The organism is Streptosporangium sp. NPDC051023, from assembly GCF_040689595.1.
Lineage (GTDB): Bacteria > Actinomycetota > Actinomycetes > Streptosporangiales > Streptosporangiaceae > Streptosporangium.
Genome location: NZ_JBFBCE010000025.1, coordinates 32,020 through 50,458 on the forward strand (window position 1 = coordinate 32,020; position 18,439 = coordinate 50,458).

Consider the following 18,439-nt stretch of genomic DNA (forward strand, 5'->3'; position numbering starts at 1 on the left):
TGAATCATCCCCTCACCAAGGAGACAACGTTGGACATCTTCATCACCGGCGCGAGCGGATTCATCGGCTCAGCGTTGACACGCGTCCTCGTCACCCGTGGACACCGCGTTCGCGGCCTGGCGCGCGACGACGCAGCCGAAGCCAAGGTTCGCGCCGCAGGCGGACAGCCCGTCCGCGGCAGTCTAACCGACCTCACCGTGCTCGCACGCGAGGCGGACGCGGGTGACGGCGTGGTGCACACCGCGGCGAGCAACGGTGACGACCGTCCCGCGATCGACGCGGCAGCGGTCACCTCGATGCTCGCGTCGATGGCCGGCGGCGCCTTCGTGACGACCACCGGAGCGCCGCGAGCGCGGTCGTCCCGGGTGCCGGTCACCGAAGACGACACCGCGGACGCGGTCGGGCCGCTCGCCTGGCTCGCCGAGGCGGAGTCCCGGGTGCTCGGCGCCCAGGGCGTTCACGGGGCCGTCGTACGGCCTCCGATGGTCTACGGTGACGGAGCGGGTCCCGTCGCCGGACTGGTCCAGCGCGCACGCGCGGACGGCGTGGCCCGTTACGTCGGCACCGGAGAGAACCGCTGGTCCACGGTGCACGTCAGCGACCTCGCGCTCGCCTACGCGTTGGTGCTCGAGTCCGGCGCGACCGGTGTGTTCCACGCCGCCGAAGCGACACCGGTGCCGATGGCCGACCTCTTCTCGGCGATCGGGGACGCCGCCGGAGTGCCCGTGCGCTCATGGAGCCTTGCCGAGGCGCTGGAGACATACGGTTTCCTGGCGGGTTTCCTGGCGGCGGACGCGGCACTCGACGCGAGCAGGTTGCGCGGGCTCGGCTGGTCACCGAGGTTCGGAGAGACGCTGACCGGAATATGCGGCGCGCTCCGCAACCCCGCGCAGCGGTACACCGCCGCCTGACACTTCGAAGCGGGACGCCCACTCCCTCAAATGTGTCGAAAAATGATAAATTAGGTACTTTATTCCGTTTTAGTATCTTCGGCCGTGCCGCATCACTTTTCGTATCACCCCGGCTGCGGCACTGGACCGCCGAGCATGAGGGCTATGACGTCGGCATGAGGAATCCCCGAGCTGACGACGACGTCCTGAACCGTGCGCGCCGGCTGGGAGCCGGCTTCAGGGCGTCCCGTACCGCCCGCCGCATGGCTCTGCTGGCGCCGTGCGCGGCTCTGCTGATCACAGGCTGCGCCGTGCCCACAGGGGCGGCTTTCACGGCCCTCTCCGACGCGTCGGCCACACCCGCGGCGACGGCGAGCGCCTCGGGCCCCACTCCGTCGACACTGAAGCCCATTGATCCGGCCGTGTTCCAGTCCGCCGTTGCGCGTGCGGCGAAAAAGCTCATGGTTCCCGGCGCGATGGTCCTGCTCCGCACTCCGCGGGGAACCTTCCGGGCGACCGTCGGCACGACCGAGTTGGACACGACCAAACCGCCCACTACGGGCGACCACCTCCGGATCGCCTCCAACACCAAGACCATGACCTCGGCGCTGATCGTCCTCCTCGCCCAGGACGGCAGGCTCCGGCTGAGCGACCCGGTGTCCGCCTACGTTCCCGGAGTGCCCAACGGCGAACACATCACCATCGCCGAACTGCTGAAGATGCGCAGCGGACTCTACAACTACACCGACGCCCCCGAACTCGCGGCGACCATGGACGCCGTCCCAAGCAGGGCCGTGACGCCGCAGGCGATGTTGTCCATCGCGTTCCGGCACCCGCCGAACTTCGCGCCCGGCACGTCCTACGAGTACAGCAACACCAACTACGCGCTGCTGGGCCTCGTCGCCGAGAAGGCGGGCGGCCACCCGCTGGCCCAGCAGCTCCGGGACCGGCTGTTCACCCCGCTCGGCCTGGCGGGGACGTCGCTACCCGGCGCCGACGACCTGTCCCTCCCCGCCCCCTATTCACACGGCTACATGTACGGCGGTTCGGCCTACGCGCTGGTCGACCGGCCCTACCCCGCCGACATGCAAGCGGCGGCCCGGTCGGGAAAGCTCCGGCCGGTGGACTACACCCATCAGAACCCCTCCTACGCCACCGCCGCCGGAGGCGTCATCTCAACCGCGGACGACCTGGCCACCTGGATCCGGGCCCTGGTGACGGGCAAGGTCCTCAACCCCGCGTTCCAACGGCAGTGGCTGCACAGCCCGCAAGCCGAGGACCCGGCCACGCCCGATGGGAAGAAGTACGGATACGGCATCGCCTACCAGCGCTTCGGTCCGAACGCCTCGATGTACTACCACGGCGGTGAACTCCCCGGCTTCAACTCCTTCATCGGCCACGACCCGGACAACGACGTCATGCTCGTGATCTGGACGAACCTGACCCTGTCGCCCGACGGCCGGACCACTGCCATCGCCCTGCTGCCCACCGTCCTCAACCAGGTCTACGCCGGCCTCTCCCTCCCCACCGGCTAAGCGCCGCTCACGGGGTGTGTCATCGGGCGGCCATCGGCTCATGGCCGGACGAGCGCAGCCGGTGGGTGAGGCTGGTGTGGCGGCGCCCTGCGCCACGGGTCCGCACCGCCTGCGCGAGCGCCCTGCGCGAACCGACGATGACGACGAGCTTCTTGGCCCTGGTGATCGCGGTGTAGAGCAGGTTGCGCTGCAGCATCATCCACGCGCTGGTCGCCAGCGGGATGACCACCGCTGGATACTCGCTGCCCTGGGAGCGGTGGATGGACACCGCGTAGGCGTGGGCCAGCTCGTCGAGCTCGTCGAAGGCGTACTCGACGTTCTCGTCCTCGTCGGTCAGCACAGTCAACTTGTGGTCGTCCGGCTTGATGTCGACCACCAGGCCCACGGTGCCGTTGAACACCCCCGCCGCGCCCTTGTCGTAGTTGTTGCGCAGCTGGGTGACCTTGTCGCCGACCCGGAAGACGCGCCCGCCGTAACGGCGCTCCGGCATGCCCTCCCGCGAAGGGGTCAGCGCCTCCTGTAGCGCGGTGTTGAGGTTGCCGGCCCCCGCCGCACCCCGATGCATCGGCGCCAGCACCTGCACGTCCCTGCGCGGGTTGAGGCCGAACTTGCGCGGGATCCGGTTGGCCACCACGTCCACCGTCAGCGCCGCGATCTCCTCGGGCTCGTCACAGGGGAAGAGGAAGAAGTCGGTCATGCCTTCCAGCGCCGGGGACAGGCCGGTGTTGACCCGGTGGGCGTTGGTGACCACGCCCGACTCCTGGGCCTGGCGGAAGATGTGCGTCAGCCGTACGCGGGGGATCTCCTCCTCTGCGGCCAGCAGGTCGCGCAGCACCTCGCCGGCGCCGACGGAGGGCAGCTGGTCGACGTCCCCGACGAACAGCAGGTGGGTGCCCGGGGCGACGGCCTTGACCAGCTTGTTCGCCAGCAGCAGGTCCAGCATTGAGGACTCGTCGACGACGACCAGGTCGGCGTCCAGGGGGTTGTCACGGTCAAAGGTGGCGTCCCCGCCGGGACGCAGCTGCAGCAGCCGGTGCACGGTGGTCGCCTCGTGGCCGGTCAGCTCCGAGAGCCTCTTGGCGGCTCTGCCGGTCGGCGCGGCCAGGATCACCTTGGCCTTCTTCGCCCGGGCCAGGGTGACGATGGAACGCACGGTGAAGCTCTTGCCGCAGCCGGGCCCGCCGGTCAGCACCGCGACCTTCTCGCTCAGCGCGAGCCGTACGGCCTGGGCCTGTTCCGCGGCGAGCTCGGCGTTGGTCTGCTTGCGCAGCCACTCGAGGGCCACGTCCCAGTCGACGGACCTGAAGGCGCCGAGCCGATCGTGCCCCGAGTGCAGCAGCCCGCGCAACGCGCCCGCCAGCGACAGCTCGGCACGGTGGAAGGGAACCAGGTATACCGCGGGAACGGTGCTGTCACCGGCGGGCACCTCCTCACGGACCACGCCCTCCTCCGCGACGAGTTCCTCCAGGCACTGGGCGGTCAGCTCGGCCGGGACCTCCAGGATCTTGACCGCGTCGCCGACGAGGTTGGGCGCGGGAAGGTAGCAGTGGCCGTCGTCCGCGGCCTGGGACAGGGTGTAACGCAGGCCCGCCTTGACCCGCTCGGGACTGTCGTGCGGGATGCCGACGGCCTGGGCGATGGTGTCCGCGGTCTTGAAGCCGATCCCCCACACGTCATCGGCCAGCCGGTACGGCTCGCTCTTGACCACCGTGATGGAGGCGTCGCCGTACTGCTTGAAGATCCGCACCGCAATGGAGGTGGAAACCCCGACCCCCTGCAGGAAGATCATCACTTCTTTGATGACCTTCTGCTCCTCCCACGCGACGGCGATCATCTTGGTCCGCTTCGGACCGAGCCCGGGAACCTCGACCAGCCGCTCGGGCACGGTCTCGATGATCTCCAGGGTGTCGACCCCGAAGTGGTCGACGATCCGCTCGGCCATCTTCGGCCCGATGCCCTTGATCAGCCCGGAGCCCAGGTAGCGCTGGATGCCCTGCACGGTCGCGGGCAGCACGGTGGTGTAGGACCACACCTCGAATTGCCTGCCGTAGCGCGGATGGGAGCCCCACCGCCCGGTCAGCCGCAGCGACTCTCCCGGCTGGGCGCCCAGCAGCGGCCCGACCACGGTCAGCAGCTCGCTGCCCGATCGCTCCGTGGCCACCCTGGCGATGGTGTAGCCGGTCTCCTCGTTGGCGTAGGTGATCCGTTCGAGCACGGCCTCGAGGACGGCACCCGGAGCACGCTCTGCCGGAGGGGTGGTCATGCCGAGTATTCTGCCGCAGAAGCGCGACGTTTTGCCCCGGGCAGGCCACCCCCCGTGACCGCGCCGAGCCGCCCGCCCAGAGGATTCGCCTCCTGCGGGCGCCCGGCGCGCCCAGGGAGCAGGCCGCTCAGATGAGCTGGGTCGTCCTGCCGATCTGGTCGAACAACGCCTGCTGGCCGTCCTTGTCAGTGCTGAGCGTGACAATGCAGGTCTTGCCGGGAGCTTGGACGTAGTACTGCGTTCCCCTGATCTGGATCCCGCGGGACGGCAGCGTGTACACCACCCGTATCGCCGCCTTGCCGCTGTCGAGCCGCACCTCCCCGGCCTCGGAGATCTTGGCCCCGAGCTGCTCGAGCTGGCCCCTGATGTCGGTGATCATCCGGTTCACCGGGGGTGGAGTGCTTGGGCTGTCCTGGCAGAAGCCGTTGAGGTTGGTGGCGAACTTGTTGGGCGAGGTCGCGGCCGAGGCGCGGTCTGAGGCCCAGATCGCCTTGTTGGCCACCAGGGGGCGCAGGCTCCGCTTGGCCTGCTCTAGCGCCTGGCCGGACAGGCCGCTCTGTTTCAGGGTCTGGTCGAGGTCGCCCTTGGTGAGGTCGAGCGCGACCCAGTCCTTGGGAACGGCGACGGTGAGCCCGTTGGCGGGGCTGCCTACCCGGTTGAAACCCTCGGGCACGGCGGCCTTCGTCGGCGTCCCGCTCTGCGTCCCCGTTGATGTCCCCGTTGATGTCCCCGTTGACGTTCCCGACGGCGTCCCCGCGGGCGTCTCGGTCGAGGGCGCCCGGGCCATGCCGATCGACGCGACGTTCCCGCAGGCCGTGGCCAGCGCCAGGCACAGCATGCTTGCGGTCATGATGTGGTGTCGGCTACGCACCGCACTTCCCCCTTTTTCACGGCCCCGAGGCCCCCGTACTCGATGTGAGCCGCCGAACCCGCGGAGGTGGGGCAACCGGGCCCGTCACGCCGAGGCCCTGCCACCCCCCTCCAAACGGTACGTGTCGGATTGATCGCAAAGAGTAATGATTCTTGGCGATCGTGGGTCACATGACTGGTCATGCCCAGTACGACGGCACATCAGCCGATCTTCGAGCGATCCGCTTCCCGCAGACCCGCGTGAAGCGGCACGCGTCACGTCACCGCTCCTCCAGCAGCGCGTCAGTGACCCCCGGCGGACTCACGAGCAGCGCCGATTCCCAGGCCGCCCTCCTGGCCCCCGCCTGGTAGGCGCTGTCGAAGAAGTCGAGCACGGTGGCGACGGGGTCGTCGTGAGCACGCGCGTCGTCGTAACGCAGGACGGCTAGGTGACTGCCCCGCTGCGGCAGCCAGGCCGCCTGCGCGGGACGCAGCGGCTCCTCGGCGAGACCGGCGGGCTCCGGGGCCGTGTAGGAGTAAAAGGCTGGCCAGGGCATCGCGTCGTCGCCGAACCAGAACCCGCTGCTGATCACCTCACGGGAGTAGGCCTCCCTGGTGACCGGGTCCGCCTGGGGCTGAGGACCGGCCGAGCGGCCGGAGAAACGGGTCATGGCGATGTCGAAGGTGTGCCAAAAATGGTGAACCGGACTGACCTTGCCACAGAACCCCGCGGCGAAGCGTTCCAGCACCAGGTTCACCTGGGACAGGACCTGCCAGTAGCGGTTCACCAGCGCCGGGTCGTAGTCGGCGTGCTTGGTGTCCTGGGCGAACGGCGTGCCGTCGGCGAGCCCGAACGGCTCCGCCTCGATCTCCACCTCGATGCCCAACTCCCCCAGCACCTCGAACAGGGTCCGATGGAAGGAGGCGACCGAATGACCGATCAGGCCGAACGTCACACCGCGCCCGTCCAGCCGGTTGACGATCAGCTGATGGCCGACGAAGTCGAAGTCGACGGTGAAGATCGGGACGTCGCCAAAGCCTCCGGACGGACGGGTGGTGATGCCTCGCCCGGTCAGGTGGAAGGGCACGTTCCACCAGTGGTTGCGGCGGGTGCTCACGGCAAGCCGCACTTTGCCGACAATCTGGGCGAACCGGTGCACGGTCTCCTTCGTACCGATCCACTCCTCAAGCGGTATGGCGGGAAACCACTCCATCACTGCCTCCTCAATCGGCACCCCGGGCATCGCGGCCTCCGGCCCGCACTCCCCGCGGGCCAGATCACACCCACTCCAGCTTTTCGCACTAAAAGTAGTCATATCATGACTTATAGCGATCATTCGATGGGAGGTGCCCGACGGAGACCCCGCCGCGGGACAACCGAGCACGTGCCCATGACCGGGCTACGATTGCGCCAAAGATGCTCACGAGGCTCCCACGGCACTAGCCTGAGCACACATGTCGTGTCGGGGAGGGATCATCTGATGTCGCCGGTTCTGGAGAGTACGGCTCGCGCGCTGCTGCGCAGGATCGCGGTCGAGCAGGCCGAGTCGCGGTTGCCCTCTCTGACGGCGGCCATCGTGCGCGACGGGCGGCTCGCCTGGTTCGGCTCACGCGGCCGGGTCGAGGGCGCGCCCCCGACGGAGACCACCCAGTACCGGATCGGCTCGATCACCAAGAGCATGGTCGCGGCCGTGGTCATGCGGCTGCGTGACGAGGGCCGGGTCGATCTGCTCGACCCGATCGGCAAGCACGTCCCCGGCACCCCCGTCGACGAGGTGACCATCGCCCAGTTGCTCTCGCACACCGCAGGACTGACCGCCGAGCCCCCGGGGCAGTGGTGGGAGCGGACCCCGGGCATGCCGGTCGAGGAGCTCATCGGCCTGCTCGGCCCGGAGACCTCCCGGCATCGGCCGGGACGCCGCTTCCACTACTCCAACCTCGGCTTCGCCCTGCTGGGCGAGCTGGTCGCCAGGCAACGGGGGGTGAGCTGGGCACAGGCGGTGCAGGAGGAGGTGCTGGAGCCGCTGGGCATGCTCGGGACGACCACCCGCCCGCGCGCCCCGCACGCCACCGGCTACGCGGTGCACCCGTGGGCGGATGTGCTACTGCCCGAGCCTGAGCACGACGCGGTCGCCATGGCTCCCGCCGGGCAGTTCTGGTCGACCACGAACGACCTCGTCCGGTGGGCGGCGTTCGTCGCAGGAGACACCGGAGGCGTCCTGGACCCGGCGACGGTCGCCGAGATGCGCGAGCCCGCGATCGTGGACGACGGCGACGCGTGGACCGGCGGCTTCGGCCTCGGCCTGCAGCTCGCCCGCGCGGGCGGGCGCCGCCTGGCGGGACACAGCGGCTCCATGCCGGGCTTCCTCTCCACGGTGTGGGCCGACCCGTCCGACAGGGTGGGTGTGCTGTTCATGGCCAACACGACCTCGGGCATGAGCCGTACACTGCTGACCGAGCTGCTGGCCATCCTGGACGAGCACGAGCCGCGCCTGCCCGCCGAATGGAAGCCCGTGGCAGCCGACCCCGGTCTGCTGGAGCTGACGGGGCCGTGGTACTGGGGGCCGAGTGCGTACGCGCTGCGGCTGCTGCCCGACCGCGGGCTGTCGCTCACCCCGATCGGCGCCGCCGGGCGGGCCTCGAGGTTCGTCGCCCAGGCGGACGGCACCTGGCTCGGCCTGGACGGCTACTACGCCGGTGAGCGACTGAGCCTCGTCCGCGGAGCCGACGGCTCGGTCAGCCACCTCGACCTCAACACCTTCATCTTCACCCGCACCCCCTACGACCCCGCGGCCGGGGTTCCCGGCGGGGTCGACGAGGGCGGCTGGCGGAGCTGAGCTGCGAGCGCGGCGGCCTGGCCGGACGCCGCGCCGTGCAGCACCTCGACCCGATGCACCACGCGCGGCTCGGTCAGCGGCACCCCGGCCGTCACCGACGCGGGCAGCAGCGCCAGCCCGTGCCCTGCGGCGGCCAGATTCACCACGGTGTGCACGTCCTCGCCGTCGTAACCGAACCCGACGCGGAACCCGCCCGCCCCCGCGAGCTCGCGTAACCGCTCGACGGGGACGGCGGCCCGCGCCTGCAACCACAGCGCGTCTGCCAGGTCGGCCAGCGCGAGCCAGCGCCTGCGGGCCAGCGGATGGCCGTCCGGCAGGACCACGACCAGTTCCTCCTCGGCCACGCCCACCCTGACCGGCGCCCCCACGTCCGGCAGCCGCAACGGGTCGCTGGGGGCGGCGATCCCGTCGACGAGCCCCAGGTCGGCCATACCTGTCGCGACCTGCTCGGCGACGCTCTCGCGTCCAACGGTGCGCAGGGTCAGCGCGGAGCCGCTCAGCGCCAGGCCGCGTGCGATCGCCGGGGTGCACGCCAGCGGGGAGGCGGCCACGGTCAGCCGCTCGACCGGCCCCGCAGCGGCGCGCAACACGTCGGCGCGGGCCGCCCGGTGGCGCAGCAGCAACGGGCCCGCGTGCTCCAGCAGGCGCTCCCCCGCCGGGGTCGGCCGCACCGGGCGGCGGTGCAGCAACGCCAGTCCCAGGTCGGCCTCGAGCGCGGCGACCTGCTGGGAGACCGCCGACTGGGTGTATCCGAGTTCTTCCGCGGCCGCGGAGAAGGACCGCCAGTGGACGACGGTCACGAACGTACGCAGCAGATGCGGGTCCACATGCATCAGTATCTCTTATCCAGCTAGCAGTAATCATCGTTGGCGCTTACCCGGAAGGCGCCACGAGGATGAGGGCATGACTACTGCGAGAGTCGCCCTGGTTGGCGACAGGTCCCCCACGGTCCAGGCCCACACACGCGTCCCCGCCCTCCTCCAGGGGCTGCGCGAGCGCGACGGGCTCATCCTGGACGCCTACTGGATCCCCACGACGGAGGCCCAGGAGCTGGAGGGGTTCGACGGGATCTGGATGGTGCCGGGCAGCCCGTACCGCAGCGAGGCGGGCGCGGTGAACGCCGCCCGCACCGCCCGTGAGCACGGCATCCCGTTCCTCGGCACCTGCGGAGGTTTCCAGCACACGCTGCTGGAGTACGCCCGCAACGTCCTCGGCCTGTCCGTCGCGCACGCGGAGAACGACCCGGACGCGACCGACCTCCTGCTGACGCCGCTGGCCTGCTCGCTCGCGGGCCACGAGGAGGCGGTACGGCTGACGCCGGGATCGCTGGCCGAGAAGATCGTCGGCGGCACCGAAACCGTGGAGAGGTACTCCTGCAACTTCGGCCTCAACACCGGCTACCTGCCCGTGCTCGAGGCGGGCGGGCTGCGCTTCACCGGGCACGGCGGGACCGGCACCCCGCGGATCCTCGAACTGCCGGACCATCCGTTCTTCCTGGCCACGCTCTTCCAACCCGAGTTGTCCGGGGACGGCAGCAGGCCGCATCCGATCATCTCGGCGTTCGCCTCCGCCGCCGTCAGCCGAGCCGTGAAGGGCCTGGCGCTCCGCTGACCCACAGCGGAAGGATCACCCGGCCGTCTCTCGCCAGGCGGTCGGCCCGCCGCCGCACGGTCACCCGGCGCCCGGCGCCGGGCACCCGCGCCGGGCCGGGCCGGGCCGGGCCGTACGCGCAGGATCGGCATCCTAATTCACGCCTGCGGAGGCGATGTCCTCCTGACGGCGGATGTGGACGGCGCCCGTCGTCGGTGATGTTGGGAACGTGGCAGAAACGGGGGAAACAACGGACACACCCGCACGCGCGCTGTGGCGGGACCGCGACTTCGTCGTCTTCTGGGGCGCCCAGACGCTCTCCGTCTCCGGAGACTCCTTCGCCTACATCGCCATCCCGCTGCTGGTCCTGCACGTGACCGGCTCGGTCGCGCAGATGGGCCTGCTGACGGGCGTCGCGGGCGCGGCCTCGGTCCTCGCGGGCCTCTTCGCCGGAGCGCTGGCCGACCGCTTCGACCGGCGGCTCCTGCTGATCTGGTGCGACCTCGCCCGAATGGTGTTGTACGGCCTCATCCCGCTGGCCTGGTCGTTCGGCCCGCAGGTCTGGCTGCTGTACGTGGTGCTGCCGATCAGCGAGGCCGTCGGGATGGTCTTCCAGGTCACCTACGTGACCGCGGTGCGCAACCTCGTGCGCGGTGAGCGCATCACCGAGGCCAACGGCCTGCTCTACGCCACCTCGGCGGCGGCCGGGATCGCCGGTCCGCTGCTGGCGGGCCTGGTCTCCGAGCGGCTGGGCCCGACCGCGGCGATCGCCATCAACGCGGTGAGCTTCGCGGCCTCCGCGCTGGGCGTCTGGCTCATCCGGTTCGGCGAGCAGGCTCACGGCGAGGAGGAGGCCGTCCCGGCTCGCCAGGGGGCGTGGCGGGAGTTGCTTGCGGGTGCGGTCTTCCTCTGGCGGCACCCGGTGCTACGCACCCTGACCGTGTTGCTTTCCTTCTTCATCTTCCTGACACTCGGCCTGACCGACGTCCTGATCTACCACCTCAAGCACGATCTCGGCGGCTCCGACGGCACGGTCGGCACGGTCCTCGCGGTCGCGGCGGCCGGTACGGTTGGCGGATCCCTGCTGGTCGCGCCCATCCGCCGGAGACTGGGGTTCGGCCCCTCGTGGATCGGCGCCCTGGCGGTGAGCGGGCTCGCCATAGCCGGCATCGGCCTGCAGGGAGGTGTCCCGATGCTCACCGCCCTGATGGCCGTCTACCTCGCCTGCGTCAGCGTGGCCGGGATCTGCTCGATGTCGCTGCGTCAGGAGGTGACCCCGGACCACCTTCTCGGCCGCGTCACCTCCGCGTTCTGGACCATCCACTTCTCCATGGGCCCGGTCGGGGCCGCCGCGCTCACCTGGGCGGCGGGGCGGTACGGGGCCACCACGGTCTTCCTGCTCACCGGCGCCGCCTGCCTGCTGATCGCGGTGGCCGCGCTCTTCACTCCGGTACGCGGGCCCGACCCCGGGCGGCCGGGTCGCGCGGCCTGAAGGCTGAGGCCACCGCCTGTACGCCCGCGGCGACGCCACGCCGCGGAGCCGTACTCGTTCGGAGGCGGATGGTGAGCCCTGGCGCCCCCGTCGAGCCGGCTTTTGTTTTCCGGGTATGAGTCCGAACCTCCCGGCTGACCGACAACCTCGCCGTTATTGACAATAAATATTGTCGGTGAGAGGGTTGGGGCATGTTGGAAGTGGCGGTGATCGAGGATCCGGCGGCGGCCGAGGTGTCCCTGGATCCGGTGCGCGCGCGACTGCTGGCCGCACTGTCCGAGCCGGCCTCGGCGACGATGCTGGCCACCCGGCTCGGCCTGCCTCGGCAGAAGGTCAACTACCATCTACACACCCTGGAGCGGCACGGCTTGATCGAGCTGGTCGAGGAACGTCGCAAGGGCAACGTGACCGAACGGCTGCTGCAGGCGACCGCGGCCTCCTATGTCATCTCCCCCCTCGCCCTGGCCACGGTCCAGCCCGATCCCGCCCGCGCCCCTGACGGTCTGTCCGCCCGCTGGCTCCTGGCCGTCGCCGCCCGCCTCGTCCGCGAGGTCGGCGAGCTCATCGGCGGTGCGGCCCAGGCCCGCAAACACCTGTCCACCCTCACCATCGACGGCCGCATCCGCTTCGCCTCGGCCGCTCACCGCGCGGCCTTCGCCGAAGAGCTCACCGCCGCCATCGGCACGCTCATCGGCAAGTACCACGACGAGAGCGCCCCGGGCGGCCGCGACCACCGCGTCATCGTCGCCGTCCACCCCAGCGTCACCCCCCAGACCCCCCAAATCACCGAGGTCACCGAAGCGGGCGGGCCACATCCGGCCGGCCCCGAACCGAAGGAGCAGTGAAGTTGGGCCGCGAATTCGAGGTACGCAAAGAGATCGAACTCGACGCGACCCCCGAGCAGGTCTGGCAGGCCATCGCCACCGGCCCGGGAATCGACTCCTGGTTCATGGGACGCAGCGAGATCGAGCCCGGCGAGGGCGGCTCGACGAGGCTGACCGTCGGCGGTCACACCGAGGAGGCCACCGTCACCGCCTGGGAGCCGTTGAAACAGTTCGCGTATCGCACCGGCGAGGGCGATGACGGGTCGTTCATGGCGATCGAATGGCTCATCGAGGGGCGTGATCAGGCAAGCACCGTGCTCAGGCTGGTGCAGAACGGCTTCCTGAGCGGCGACTGGGAGACCGAGTACGAGGCCATGAAGTCCGGCTGGGACCTGTACCTCCACACCCTGGGCGCCTACCTCGCTCACTTCCCCGGCCGGACCGGGAAGTCCGTCTCGACGATGAGGCTCCAGGCCGCGGGCCAGGAACGCGCGTGGGAAGCGATCAAGGACGCGCTCGGGCTGGCCGGGACGGTCACCGAGGGCGACCGGGTGAGCTTCACCCCGGACGGGCTCGCGCCGATCGACGGCGTGGTCGACTACGCGAACCTGCCCTCCTTCCTGGGGGTGCGCACCGGCGACGGGCTGTATCGGTTCGTCCACTCCGGGCCGCTGCGGGGGGACGCGGTGTTCCTGGCACATCATCTCTTCTCCGACGGCGTCGACGAGGAGAAGGCCGAGCAGGCCTGGCAGGGCTGGCTCACCGGGCTGTTCGGCTAGCGGGCGCCGTCCGCCGGGCGGTCGTCCGCCGCCCGGCCGGAGCGCTCAGGGGGCGAGCCGTACGGCGATGCCGTCGAGGACGTGGCCGAGGCCGATGTCGAAGGCGGTGTCCGCGTCGGGATGGGTACCGTCACGGACGAACTTGGCCAGCGTGGGATAGCGGCCGGTGGCCAGCATCCGGCTGAGGTAGGGGCCGGAGGCGATCTGCCACTGCAGCCCGCTCATGCCGCTGGACCGTTCGGCGCGCAGCTCGGTGATCTCGCCCCTGATCGCGCCGATCACATAGGCGTCCACCGTGCCGGTGGCTCGCAGCACGGCGTCGATGTCGTCGAATCCGGGGGCGCCGTCCAGCGCGGCCAGTGACGCCTCGAGGAAGGCCAGCGCGTTGGGGCCGAGATGCGGCCGGCCACCGAGCAGGTCCGCGAACCACTCGTGCCTCAGCGCGGCCCGCCTCACGCGATGCGCGAGGAAGCGCAGGGCCGCGCGCCATTCCTCAGCGACCGGTTCAAGCGGGACGATCTCGCCGTACACCGCGTCCACCATCAGGTCCAGCAGCTCCGCCTTGGTGGACAGGTAGCCGTACAGCCGCATCGGCCCCGCGTCGAGCGCGGCGGCGACCTTGCGCAGGGACACCGCTTCGAGTCCGTCGGCGTCGGCGAGCTCGATCGCGGCACGGACGATCCATTCCCTGCTCAGCGGGCTCGGCGCCGGTCGGCTCGGCGGCTCGGGCCGCTCCCAGACGAGCGTCGGTTCGCCGTCGCCGGCATCTCGTCGTACCGCCATCGTGCCTCGTCCTCCGTCGGTCTCCACATCCAGGGCCAACAGTACATCGCGTTGCGCAATACACTGTATTTACAAATACAGTGTATTGCAGTTGACTGGACTCCCGAGCGTCCTCGGACCCGCAGCGCGTTCCCAGCGCACGGCCAGAAAACGGACAGAAAGCAGAAGCCCATGAGCATTCCCCCTCGCACCCTTCGCCCCCCTCGCATCGCCGTCGTCGGAGCCGGTCTCGGCGGCCTGATCCTCGCCCGCGTCCTGCAGATCAACGGCCGCTCCGTCACCGTCTTCGAACGCGAGGCGTCTCCCGACGCCCGCCCGCAGGGCGGCACCCTCGACATGCACGCCAGCTCCGGGCAGATCGCCCTGCGCAGAGCGGGCCTGCTCGACCGGTTCCGCGCTCTCGCCCGCCCGGAGGGCCAGGAAGTTCGCCTGCTGGACCACACCGCCGCCGTTCTGCGCCACTGGCGGCCCGCCGACGGTGACGACGACCAGCCGGAGATCGACCGGGGCCAGTTACGCGGCCTGATCCTGGAGTCGCTCACCGCGGGCACCGTCCGGTGGGGCCGCACCGTCGACAGGGCCACCCCACTCGGCGACGGCACGTGCCGCCTGCTCTTCGCCGACGGCGGCACGGAGGACTTCGACCTGGTCGTCGGTGCCGACGGCGCCTGGTCACGGGTCCGCCCCGCTCTGTCGGACGCCACCCCCGCCTACACCGGCGTCACCTTCGTCGAGATCGGCTTCGATGACGTCGACACGCGTCACACCGGCCTCGCGCGACTGGTCGGCGACGGCACCATGGCGGTTTACGGCGACAACAGGACCCTGTCCGCCCAGCGCAACAGCAACGGCCACATCCGCGTCTACGCCGCGTTCCGCGGCCCGGAGAACTGGCACGTGACCGCCGGCCTTGACCTCGATGACGCGGCGGCCGTACGGGCGTGTCTGCTGACGATGTTCGACGGCTGGGACGAGAGCCTGCTGAACCTGTTGCGGGACAACGACGGCGGGTTCGCCAACCGGTCCCTGTTCACACTGCCCGTCTCGCACACCTGGGAGCACGTCCCCGGCGTCACCCTGCTGGGCGACGCCGCCCATCTGATGCCGCCCTTCGGCGTGGGCGCCAATCTCGCCATGCTCGACGGCGCCGACCTGGCGGAGGCGCTCGTCACCGAGACCGGCGTCGACGAGGCCGTTCGCGCTTACGAGAGTGTCATGCTTCCGCGCTCGGCCAAGGCCGCCAGGTTCTGCGCGGAGGCACTCGGCGTCCTCTTCGCCCCCGACGCGCCCGAGGGCGCGCCCCGCTTCTACGACAGGCTCAATTCCTCGGGGAGCTGAACAACCACGAGGCGTCCGAGATGACGCTCTCGGCCTCTCCTGCGCAGATCCGCCGATCAACGCCTGTTTCCGCAAGAGTTAGCGCTAAGCATGCAGGCGGTGATCGGATGCACGAGGGTACGGAGGCAGGGTCATGAGCGGTGAACGGGAGCGCTGGGCTGGACACAAGGCGGGTGTGCTCGCGGAGTTGTGCTCCCAGACCATCGCCAGGAGGGTGTCGTTGTCGACGCGGGCGGCCGAGGAAATCGTGGCGTCGACTCCGCACTATCGGCAGCACGGACCGACGGTGGCCGATCTCGTGGCGACCGTGTGGGAGTTCATGGTCGGCTGGCTGACGGCGACGGAGTCGGGGGGTCCGGCCGGTCCAGGTGAACTGGCGGCCGCGCGGAGGCACGGTGCGCGGCGGGCGGCGCAGGGGATCGCGGTCGAGGATGTGATCACCGGGTTCTACGTGGGATACCGGACGCTCTGGCGGGACATGGCCGACCGGGCCGCCGAGCAAGGCGTCTCGGAGATCCTGCTGGAGGCCTCGGAGGCCTCGCTGGGCTGGATGCTGGAGATCACCACGGCGATCTCGGCCGGCCACCACGACGCGGTCGCGGGACGACGGGTGCTGACGGCGGCAGCCCGCCAGCGGCTGGTGAACCTCGCCTCGGTTCCGGGGGCGACCGGGGATGCCGAGGAGTTGCGGTTGGCGGCCGAGCAGGCGGGTCTGGACCCCGGCGCCGGTCTCCAGTGCTGGTGGGCGCCGATCGGCGCGGCGACCGGGGAGGTACAGGCCCGGATACAGGCCGGGCTGGGTCTGCTGCCGGGTGCCTTCGCCGTCGGACAGGTGACGACGGCGCTGCTGGTGTTGGGCCACGGTGCCGACGAGGAGGCGGTCGCGGCGGTGCTGGGCGAGGCCGATCTGACGTCGGTGGCGGTCGGGCTGAGACGCACCGGTCCGTACGCGGCGCGGGAGAGCTTGACGGACGCCCGCGCGGCCGCGGCGCTGGCGGCCGGCCGGGCCGGGCTGTGGCGGTTCGCGGTCCTTTGGCCACTGGTGATCACGGCGTCCGCGGGTGAGCGGCTGGAGCCGCTGCTGGCCCCGGCGGTGACCATCGCGCGGGAGTATCCGCACCTGGCCGAGGCGGTCGGCGCGTTCGCCGACCGGGGACTGTCGGTTTCGGCTGCGGCTCGCCGACTGAACGTGCATCCCAACACGCTGTCCTACCGGCTGGAGCGCTGGCAGGACCTCACCGGAACCGACGTGCGAACCGTGTCCGGGCTGACGATCTCCCGCACAGCGGTCGAGATCGCCGCCGGCAGCCCCGCCCCGAATTCGTGAATTCCCCGAATCGCCGTCTGATTCTTTCGGCACTCTGCCAATAGCCGTTCCGCAGGTGGCGAGAGCAGCCTTGGGGCACAGCACCGACAGGTGCCGCGCATCTTCCAGCCGCTTGGAGCCGCCATGCCCGACCCCGTCACCTCCGCCGTTTGCTCCGCTCCTGCGACGGTGTGCGAGGCGTTCCAACGCACCGTCACGATCATGGATCCGGCCGCGGTGGCACTGCGCAGCTCAGACGGAACGCTCACCGTCGACTGGGCCGCCTATGGGCAGACCGTACGGCGGGCCGCCGCGGGGCTGGCCGCCTCCGGGATACGGCGGGGCGATGTGGTGGCGTTGATGGCGGCCAACCGGCCCGAGATCTCCCTGTGCGACATGGCCGCGCTGCATCTGGGGGCCACGCCGTTCTCGGTGTACCGGACTCTGGCCGTCGGGCAGCTGGCGCACGTGCTGGGCGACGCCGATCCACGGCTGGTCGTGTGCGAAGCCCGCCACCTCGGTGTCCTGGCCGAGGCAGGTGTCCCCTCCGACCGGCTGGTGGTCCTGGACGAGGCTCCGGACGGCCCGCTGACCTGGGAGGGATTGCTGGCCCGTGGTGAGGCGGAGTTCGACTTCGAGGGCTCGTGGCGGGCGGTCGGCCCTGACGACGTGGCCACGCTGATCTACACCTCCGGGACCACCGGGCCGTCCAAGGGCGTGACGCTGACGCACCGTCAGATCCTCGCGCAGGTCGCGGCGACGACCGCGGTGTGGACGATACGCGGGGACGACACGTCGATCTCCTTCCTGCCGACCGCGCACATCGCCGACCGTGTGTTCTGCCACTACGCGCCCGCCGTACATGGCGGCGAGGTGGTTTTCGTGGCCGACATGCGGCAGTTGCCCGGTGTGCTGCGCGAGGTCCGCCCCACGGTTCTCGGTGCGGTCCCCCGCGTGTGGGAGAAGATCAAAGCGGGGGTGGAACAGCAGGTGGCGGCCGACGCCGATCCCGGACGGGCCGCTGAGATCACGCGGGCGTTCGACCTCGCCCGCGGCATGGTCGCGGCCCGGCTGCGCGGGGAACAGATCCCGGCGGACCTGATCGTGGCGCGCTGGGAGGCGGAGGCACGGGTGCTGGGGCCGTTGCGCCGTATGGCGGGCCTGGGGCGAGTGCGCCTGGCCATGTGCGGCGCGGCCCCGGTGGATCCAGGGGTACTGGAGTGGGTCATGGCGCTGGGCCTGGAGATCTGCGAGGGCTGGGGCATGTCGGAGGTCGCCGGCATGGGCCTGGTCAACCCGCCAGGCCGGCAGCGGCTGGGCAGCGTCGGGCAGCCGATCCCGGGTCTGGAGGTCCGGCTGGCAGACGACGGTGAGCTGCAGGTGCGCGGGACCGTGGTGACGGCCGGGTATCGGAACCTGCCCGAGGAGACCGCCCGCGCGTTCACCGACGACGGCTGGCTGAACACCGGGGACATCGCGCAGATCGACGCCGATGGATATGTGCGGATCGTCGACCGCAAGAAGGAACTGCTGATCAACGCGGCCGGCAAGAATCTGTCGCCGATCGCGATCGAACTGGCCGTCGCCACCGCCGACCCGCTCATCGGCCCGATGGTGGCCATCGCCGACGGCCGCCCCTACACCACCGCCCTGATCACCCTCGAACCCGATGCCGCGGCTCGCCTGGCCGCCGACCTCGGCCTGCCCGACGCCCACCCGGCCACCCTGGCCGCCGACCAGCGGGTGCGGGAGCGGGTCGCCGACGCCGTCGCCGAGGGAAACCGGCGGCTGTCGCGGGTCGAGCAGATCAAACGGCACCATCTGCTGGACGTCTACTGGAGCCCGGGCGGCGAGGAGCTCACCCCCACCCTCAAGACCCGCCGCAAGGCCATCACCGCCAAATACGCCGATCAGATCGACGCCCTGTACGCCCAGGTCACGGAGTGACCGTGA

The 18,439-nt window shown here is 70.6% G+C and carries 15 protein-coding genes; 10 read left to right on the top strand and 5 right to left on the bottom strand.

Annotated elements, in window-relative coordinates:
* The first annotated feature begins 29 nt into the window (after positions 1 to 29).
* Together AB0395_RS18305 and AB0395_RS18310 are read left to right on the top strand one after the other, a co-directional pair.
* Positions 30 to 911 (top strand): NAD-dependent epimerase/dehydratase family protein, encoded by an 882-nt coding sequence (locus AB0395_RS18305; protein ID WP_366281947.1) that lies wholly within the window; start codon positions 30 to 32, stop codon positions 909 to 911.
* 155 nt (positions 912 to 1,066) lie between these two features.
* Complete coding sequence (locus AB0395_RS18310; protein WP_366281949.1) at positions 1,067 to 2,425, top strand: serine hydrolase domain-containing protein; 1,359 nt, start codon at positions 1,067 to 1,069, stop codon at positions 2,423 to 2,425.
* 19 nt (positions 2,426 to 2,444) lie between these two features.
* Here AB0395_RS18310 and AB0395_RS18315 read toward each other — a convergent pair whose 3' ends face one another.
* The 3 genes from AB0395_RS18315 to AB0395_RS18325 all read right to left on the bottom strand — a co-directional run bounded on the left by AB0395_RS18315 (position 2,445) and on the right by AB0395_RS18325 (position 6,751).
* The gene (locus AB0395_RS18315) at positions 2,445 to 4,688 is read right to left on the bottom strand and encodes an ATP-dependent RecD-like DNA helicase (protein ID WP_366281951.1); all 2,244 of its coding nucleotides are present in this window, start codon (positions 4,686 to 4,688) and stop codon (positions 2,445 to 2,447) included.
* A 127-nt stretch (positions 4,689 to 4,815) separates the two neighbouring features.
* Entirely contained in the window at positions 4,816 to 5,559 is a 744-nt protein-coding gene (locus AB0395_RS18320) for a hypothetical protein (RefSeq protein WP_366281953.1), read from the bottom strand.
* A gap of 259 nt (positions 5,560 to 5,818) precedes the next feature.
* Complete coding sequence (locus AB0395_RS18325; RefSeq protein WP_366281955.1) at positions 5,819 to 6,751, bottom strand: DUF5996 family protein; 933 nt, start codon at positions 6,749 to 6,751, stop codon at positions 5,819 to 5,821.
* Positions 6,752 to 7,018: 267 nt separating this feature from the next.
* Here AB0395_RS18325 and AB0395_RS18330 point away from each other — a divergent pair, with 267 nt between their 5' ends.
* On the top strand, positions 7,019 to 8,374 hold the full coding sequence (locus AB0395_RS18330) for a serine hydrolase domain-containing protein (protein ID WP_366281957.1): 1,356 nt from the start codon (positions 7,019 to 7,021) through the stop codon (positions 8,372 to 8,374).
* On the opposite strand, the gene AB0395_RS18335 is transcribed toward AB0395_RS18330, so the two are convergent.
* Positions 8,317 to 9,201, bottom strand: a complete 885-nt coding sequence (locus AB0395_RS18335) for a LysR family transcriptional regulator (RefSeq protein ID WP_366281960.1) — start codon at positions 9,199 to 9,201, stop codon at positions 8,317 to 8,319. The genes AB0395_RS18330 and AB0395_RS18335 overlap by 58 nt on opposite strands.
* Positions 9,202 to 9,277: 76 nt before the next feature.
* Here AB0395_RS18335 and AB0395_RS18340 point away from each other — a divergent pair, with 76 nt between their 5' ends.
* The 4 genes from AB0395_RS18340 to AB0395_RS18355 all read left to right on the top strand — a co-directional run bounded on the left by AB0395_RS18340 (position 9,278) and on the right by AB0395_RS18355 (position 13,059).
* On the top strand, positions 9,278 to 9,985 hold the full coding sequence (locus AB0395_RS18340; protein ID WP_366281962.1) for a hypothetical protein: 708 nt from the start codon (positions 9,278 to 9,280) through the stop codon (positions 9,983 to 9,985).
* A gap of 208 nt (positions 9,986 to 10,193) precedes the next feature.
* On the top strand, positions 10,194 to 11,456 hold the full coding sequence (locus AB0395_RS18345; protein ID WP_366281963.1) for an MFS transporter: 1,263 nt from the start codon (positions 10,194 to 10,196) through the stop codon (positions 11,454 to 11,456).
* Positions 11,457 to 11,647: 191 nt separating this feature from the next.
* Positions 11,648 to 12,301: a helix-turn-helix domain-containing protein gene (locus AB0395_RS18350; protein ID WP_366281965.1), complete on the top strand. Its 654-nt coding sequence runs from the start codon at positions 11,648 to 11,650 to the stop codon at positions 12,299 to 12,301.
* A gap of 2 nt (positions 12,302 to 12,303) precedes the next feature.
* A complete protein-coding gene (locus tag AB0395_RS18355; RefSeq protein ID WP_366281967.1) occupies positions 12,304 to 13,059 on the top strand; it encodes an SRPBCC domain-containing protein in 756 nt (251 codons plus the stop codon).
* A 45-nt stretch (positions 13,060 to 13,104) separates the two neighbouring features.
* On the opposite strand, the gene AB0395_RS18360 is transcribed toward AB0395_RS18355, so the two are convergent.
* A complete protein-coding gene (locus tag AB0395_RS18360) occupies positions 13,105 to 13,842 on the bottom strand; it encodes a TetR/AcrR family transcriptional regulator C-terminal domain-containing protein (protein WP_366281969.1) in 738 nt (245 codons plus the stop codon).
* A 171-nt stretch (positions 13,843 to 14,013) separates the two neighbouring features.
* Here AB0395_RS18360 and AB0395_RS18365 point away from each other — a divergent pair, with 171 nt between their 5' ends.
* The 3 genes from AB0395_RS18365 (at position 14,014) to AB0395_RS18375 (ending at position 18,433) form a co-directional block, all read left to right on the top strand.
* Positions 14,014 to 15,180, top strand: coding sequence for an NAD(P)/FAD-dependent oxidoreductase (locus AB0395_RS18365; protein WP_366281970.1), 1,167 nt, complete (start codon positions 14,014 to 14,016; stop codon positions 15,178 to 15,180).
* A gap of 133 nt (positions 15,181 to 15,313) precedes the next feature.
* Positions 15,314 to 16,507 (top strand): helix-turn-helix domain-containing protein, encoded by a 1,194-nt coding sequence (locus AB0395_RS18370; protein WP_366281972.1) that lies wholly within the window; start codon positions 15,314 to 15,316, stop codon positions 16,505 to 16,507.
* A 123-nt stretch (positions 16,508 to 16,630) separates the two neighbouring features.
* Positions 16,631 to 18,433 carry a long-chain fatty acid--CoA ligase gene (locus AB0395_RS18375; RefSeq protein WP_366281974.1) on the top strand — a complete coding sequence of 601 codons (1,803 nt, stop codon included), beginning with the start codon at positions 16,631 to 16,633 and terminating at the stop codon, positions 18,431 to 18,433.
* The last annotated feature ends 6 nt before the right edge of the window (positions 18,434 to 18,439 follow it).

What these genes read in the sequence shown, in the direction of transcription:
- AB0395_RS18325 (WP_366281955.1), bottom strand. Translation starts at nt 6,751, where the DNA reads ATGGAGTGGTTTCCCGCCATACCGCTTGAGGAGTGGATCGGTACGAAG.
- AB0395_RS18350 (WP_366281965.1), top strand. Translation starts at nt 11,648, where the DNA reads ATGTTGGAAGTGGCGGTGATCGAGGATCCGGCGGCGGCCGAGGTGTCC.
- AB0395_RS18365 (WP_366281970.1), top strand. Translation starts at nt 14,014, where the DNA reads ATGAGCATTCCCCCTCGCACCCTTCGCCCCCCTCGCATCGCCGTCGTC.
- AB0395_RS18330 (WP_366281957.1), top strand. Translation starts at nt 7,019, where the DNA reads ATGTCGCCGGTTCTGGAGAGTACGGCTCGCGCGCTGCTGCGCAGGATC.
- AB0395_RS18360 (WP_366281969.1), bottom strand. Translation starts at nt 13,842, where the DNA reads ATGGCGGTACGACGAGATGCCGGCGACGGCGAACCGACGCTCGTCTGG.
- AB0395_RS18340 (WP_366281962.1), top strand. Translation starts at nt 9,278, where the DNA reads ATGACTACTGCGAGAGTCGCCCTGGTTGGCGACAGGTCCCCCACGGTC.
- AB0395_RS18315 (WP_366281951.1), bottom strand. Translation starts at nt 4,688, where the DNA reads ATGACCACCCCTCCGGCAGAGCGTGCTCCGGGTGCCGTCCTCGAGGCC.
- AB0395_RS18375 (WP_366281974.1), top strand. Translation starts at nt 16,631, where the DNA reads ATGCCCGACCCCGTCACCTCCGCCGTTTGCTCCGCTCCTGCGACGGTG.
- AB0395_RS18370 (WP_366281972.1), top strand. Translation starts at nt 15,314, where the DNA reads ATGAGCGGTGAACGGGAGCGCTGGGCTGGACACAAGGCGGGTGTGCTC.
- AB0395_RS18310 (WP_366281949.1), top strand. Translation starts at nt 1,067, where the DNA reads ATGAGGAATCCCCGAGCTGACGACGACGTCCTGAACCGTGCGCGCCGG.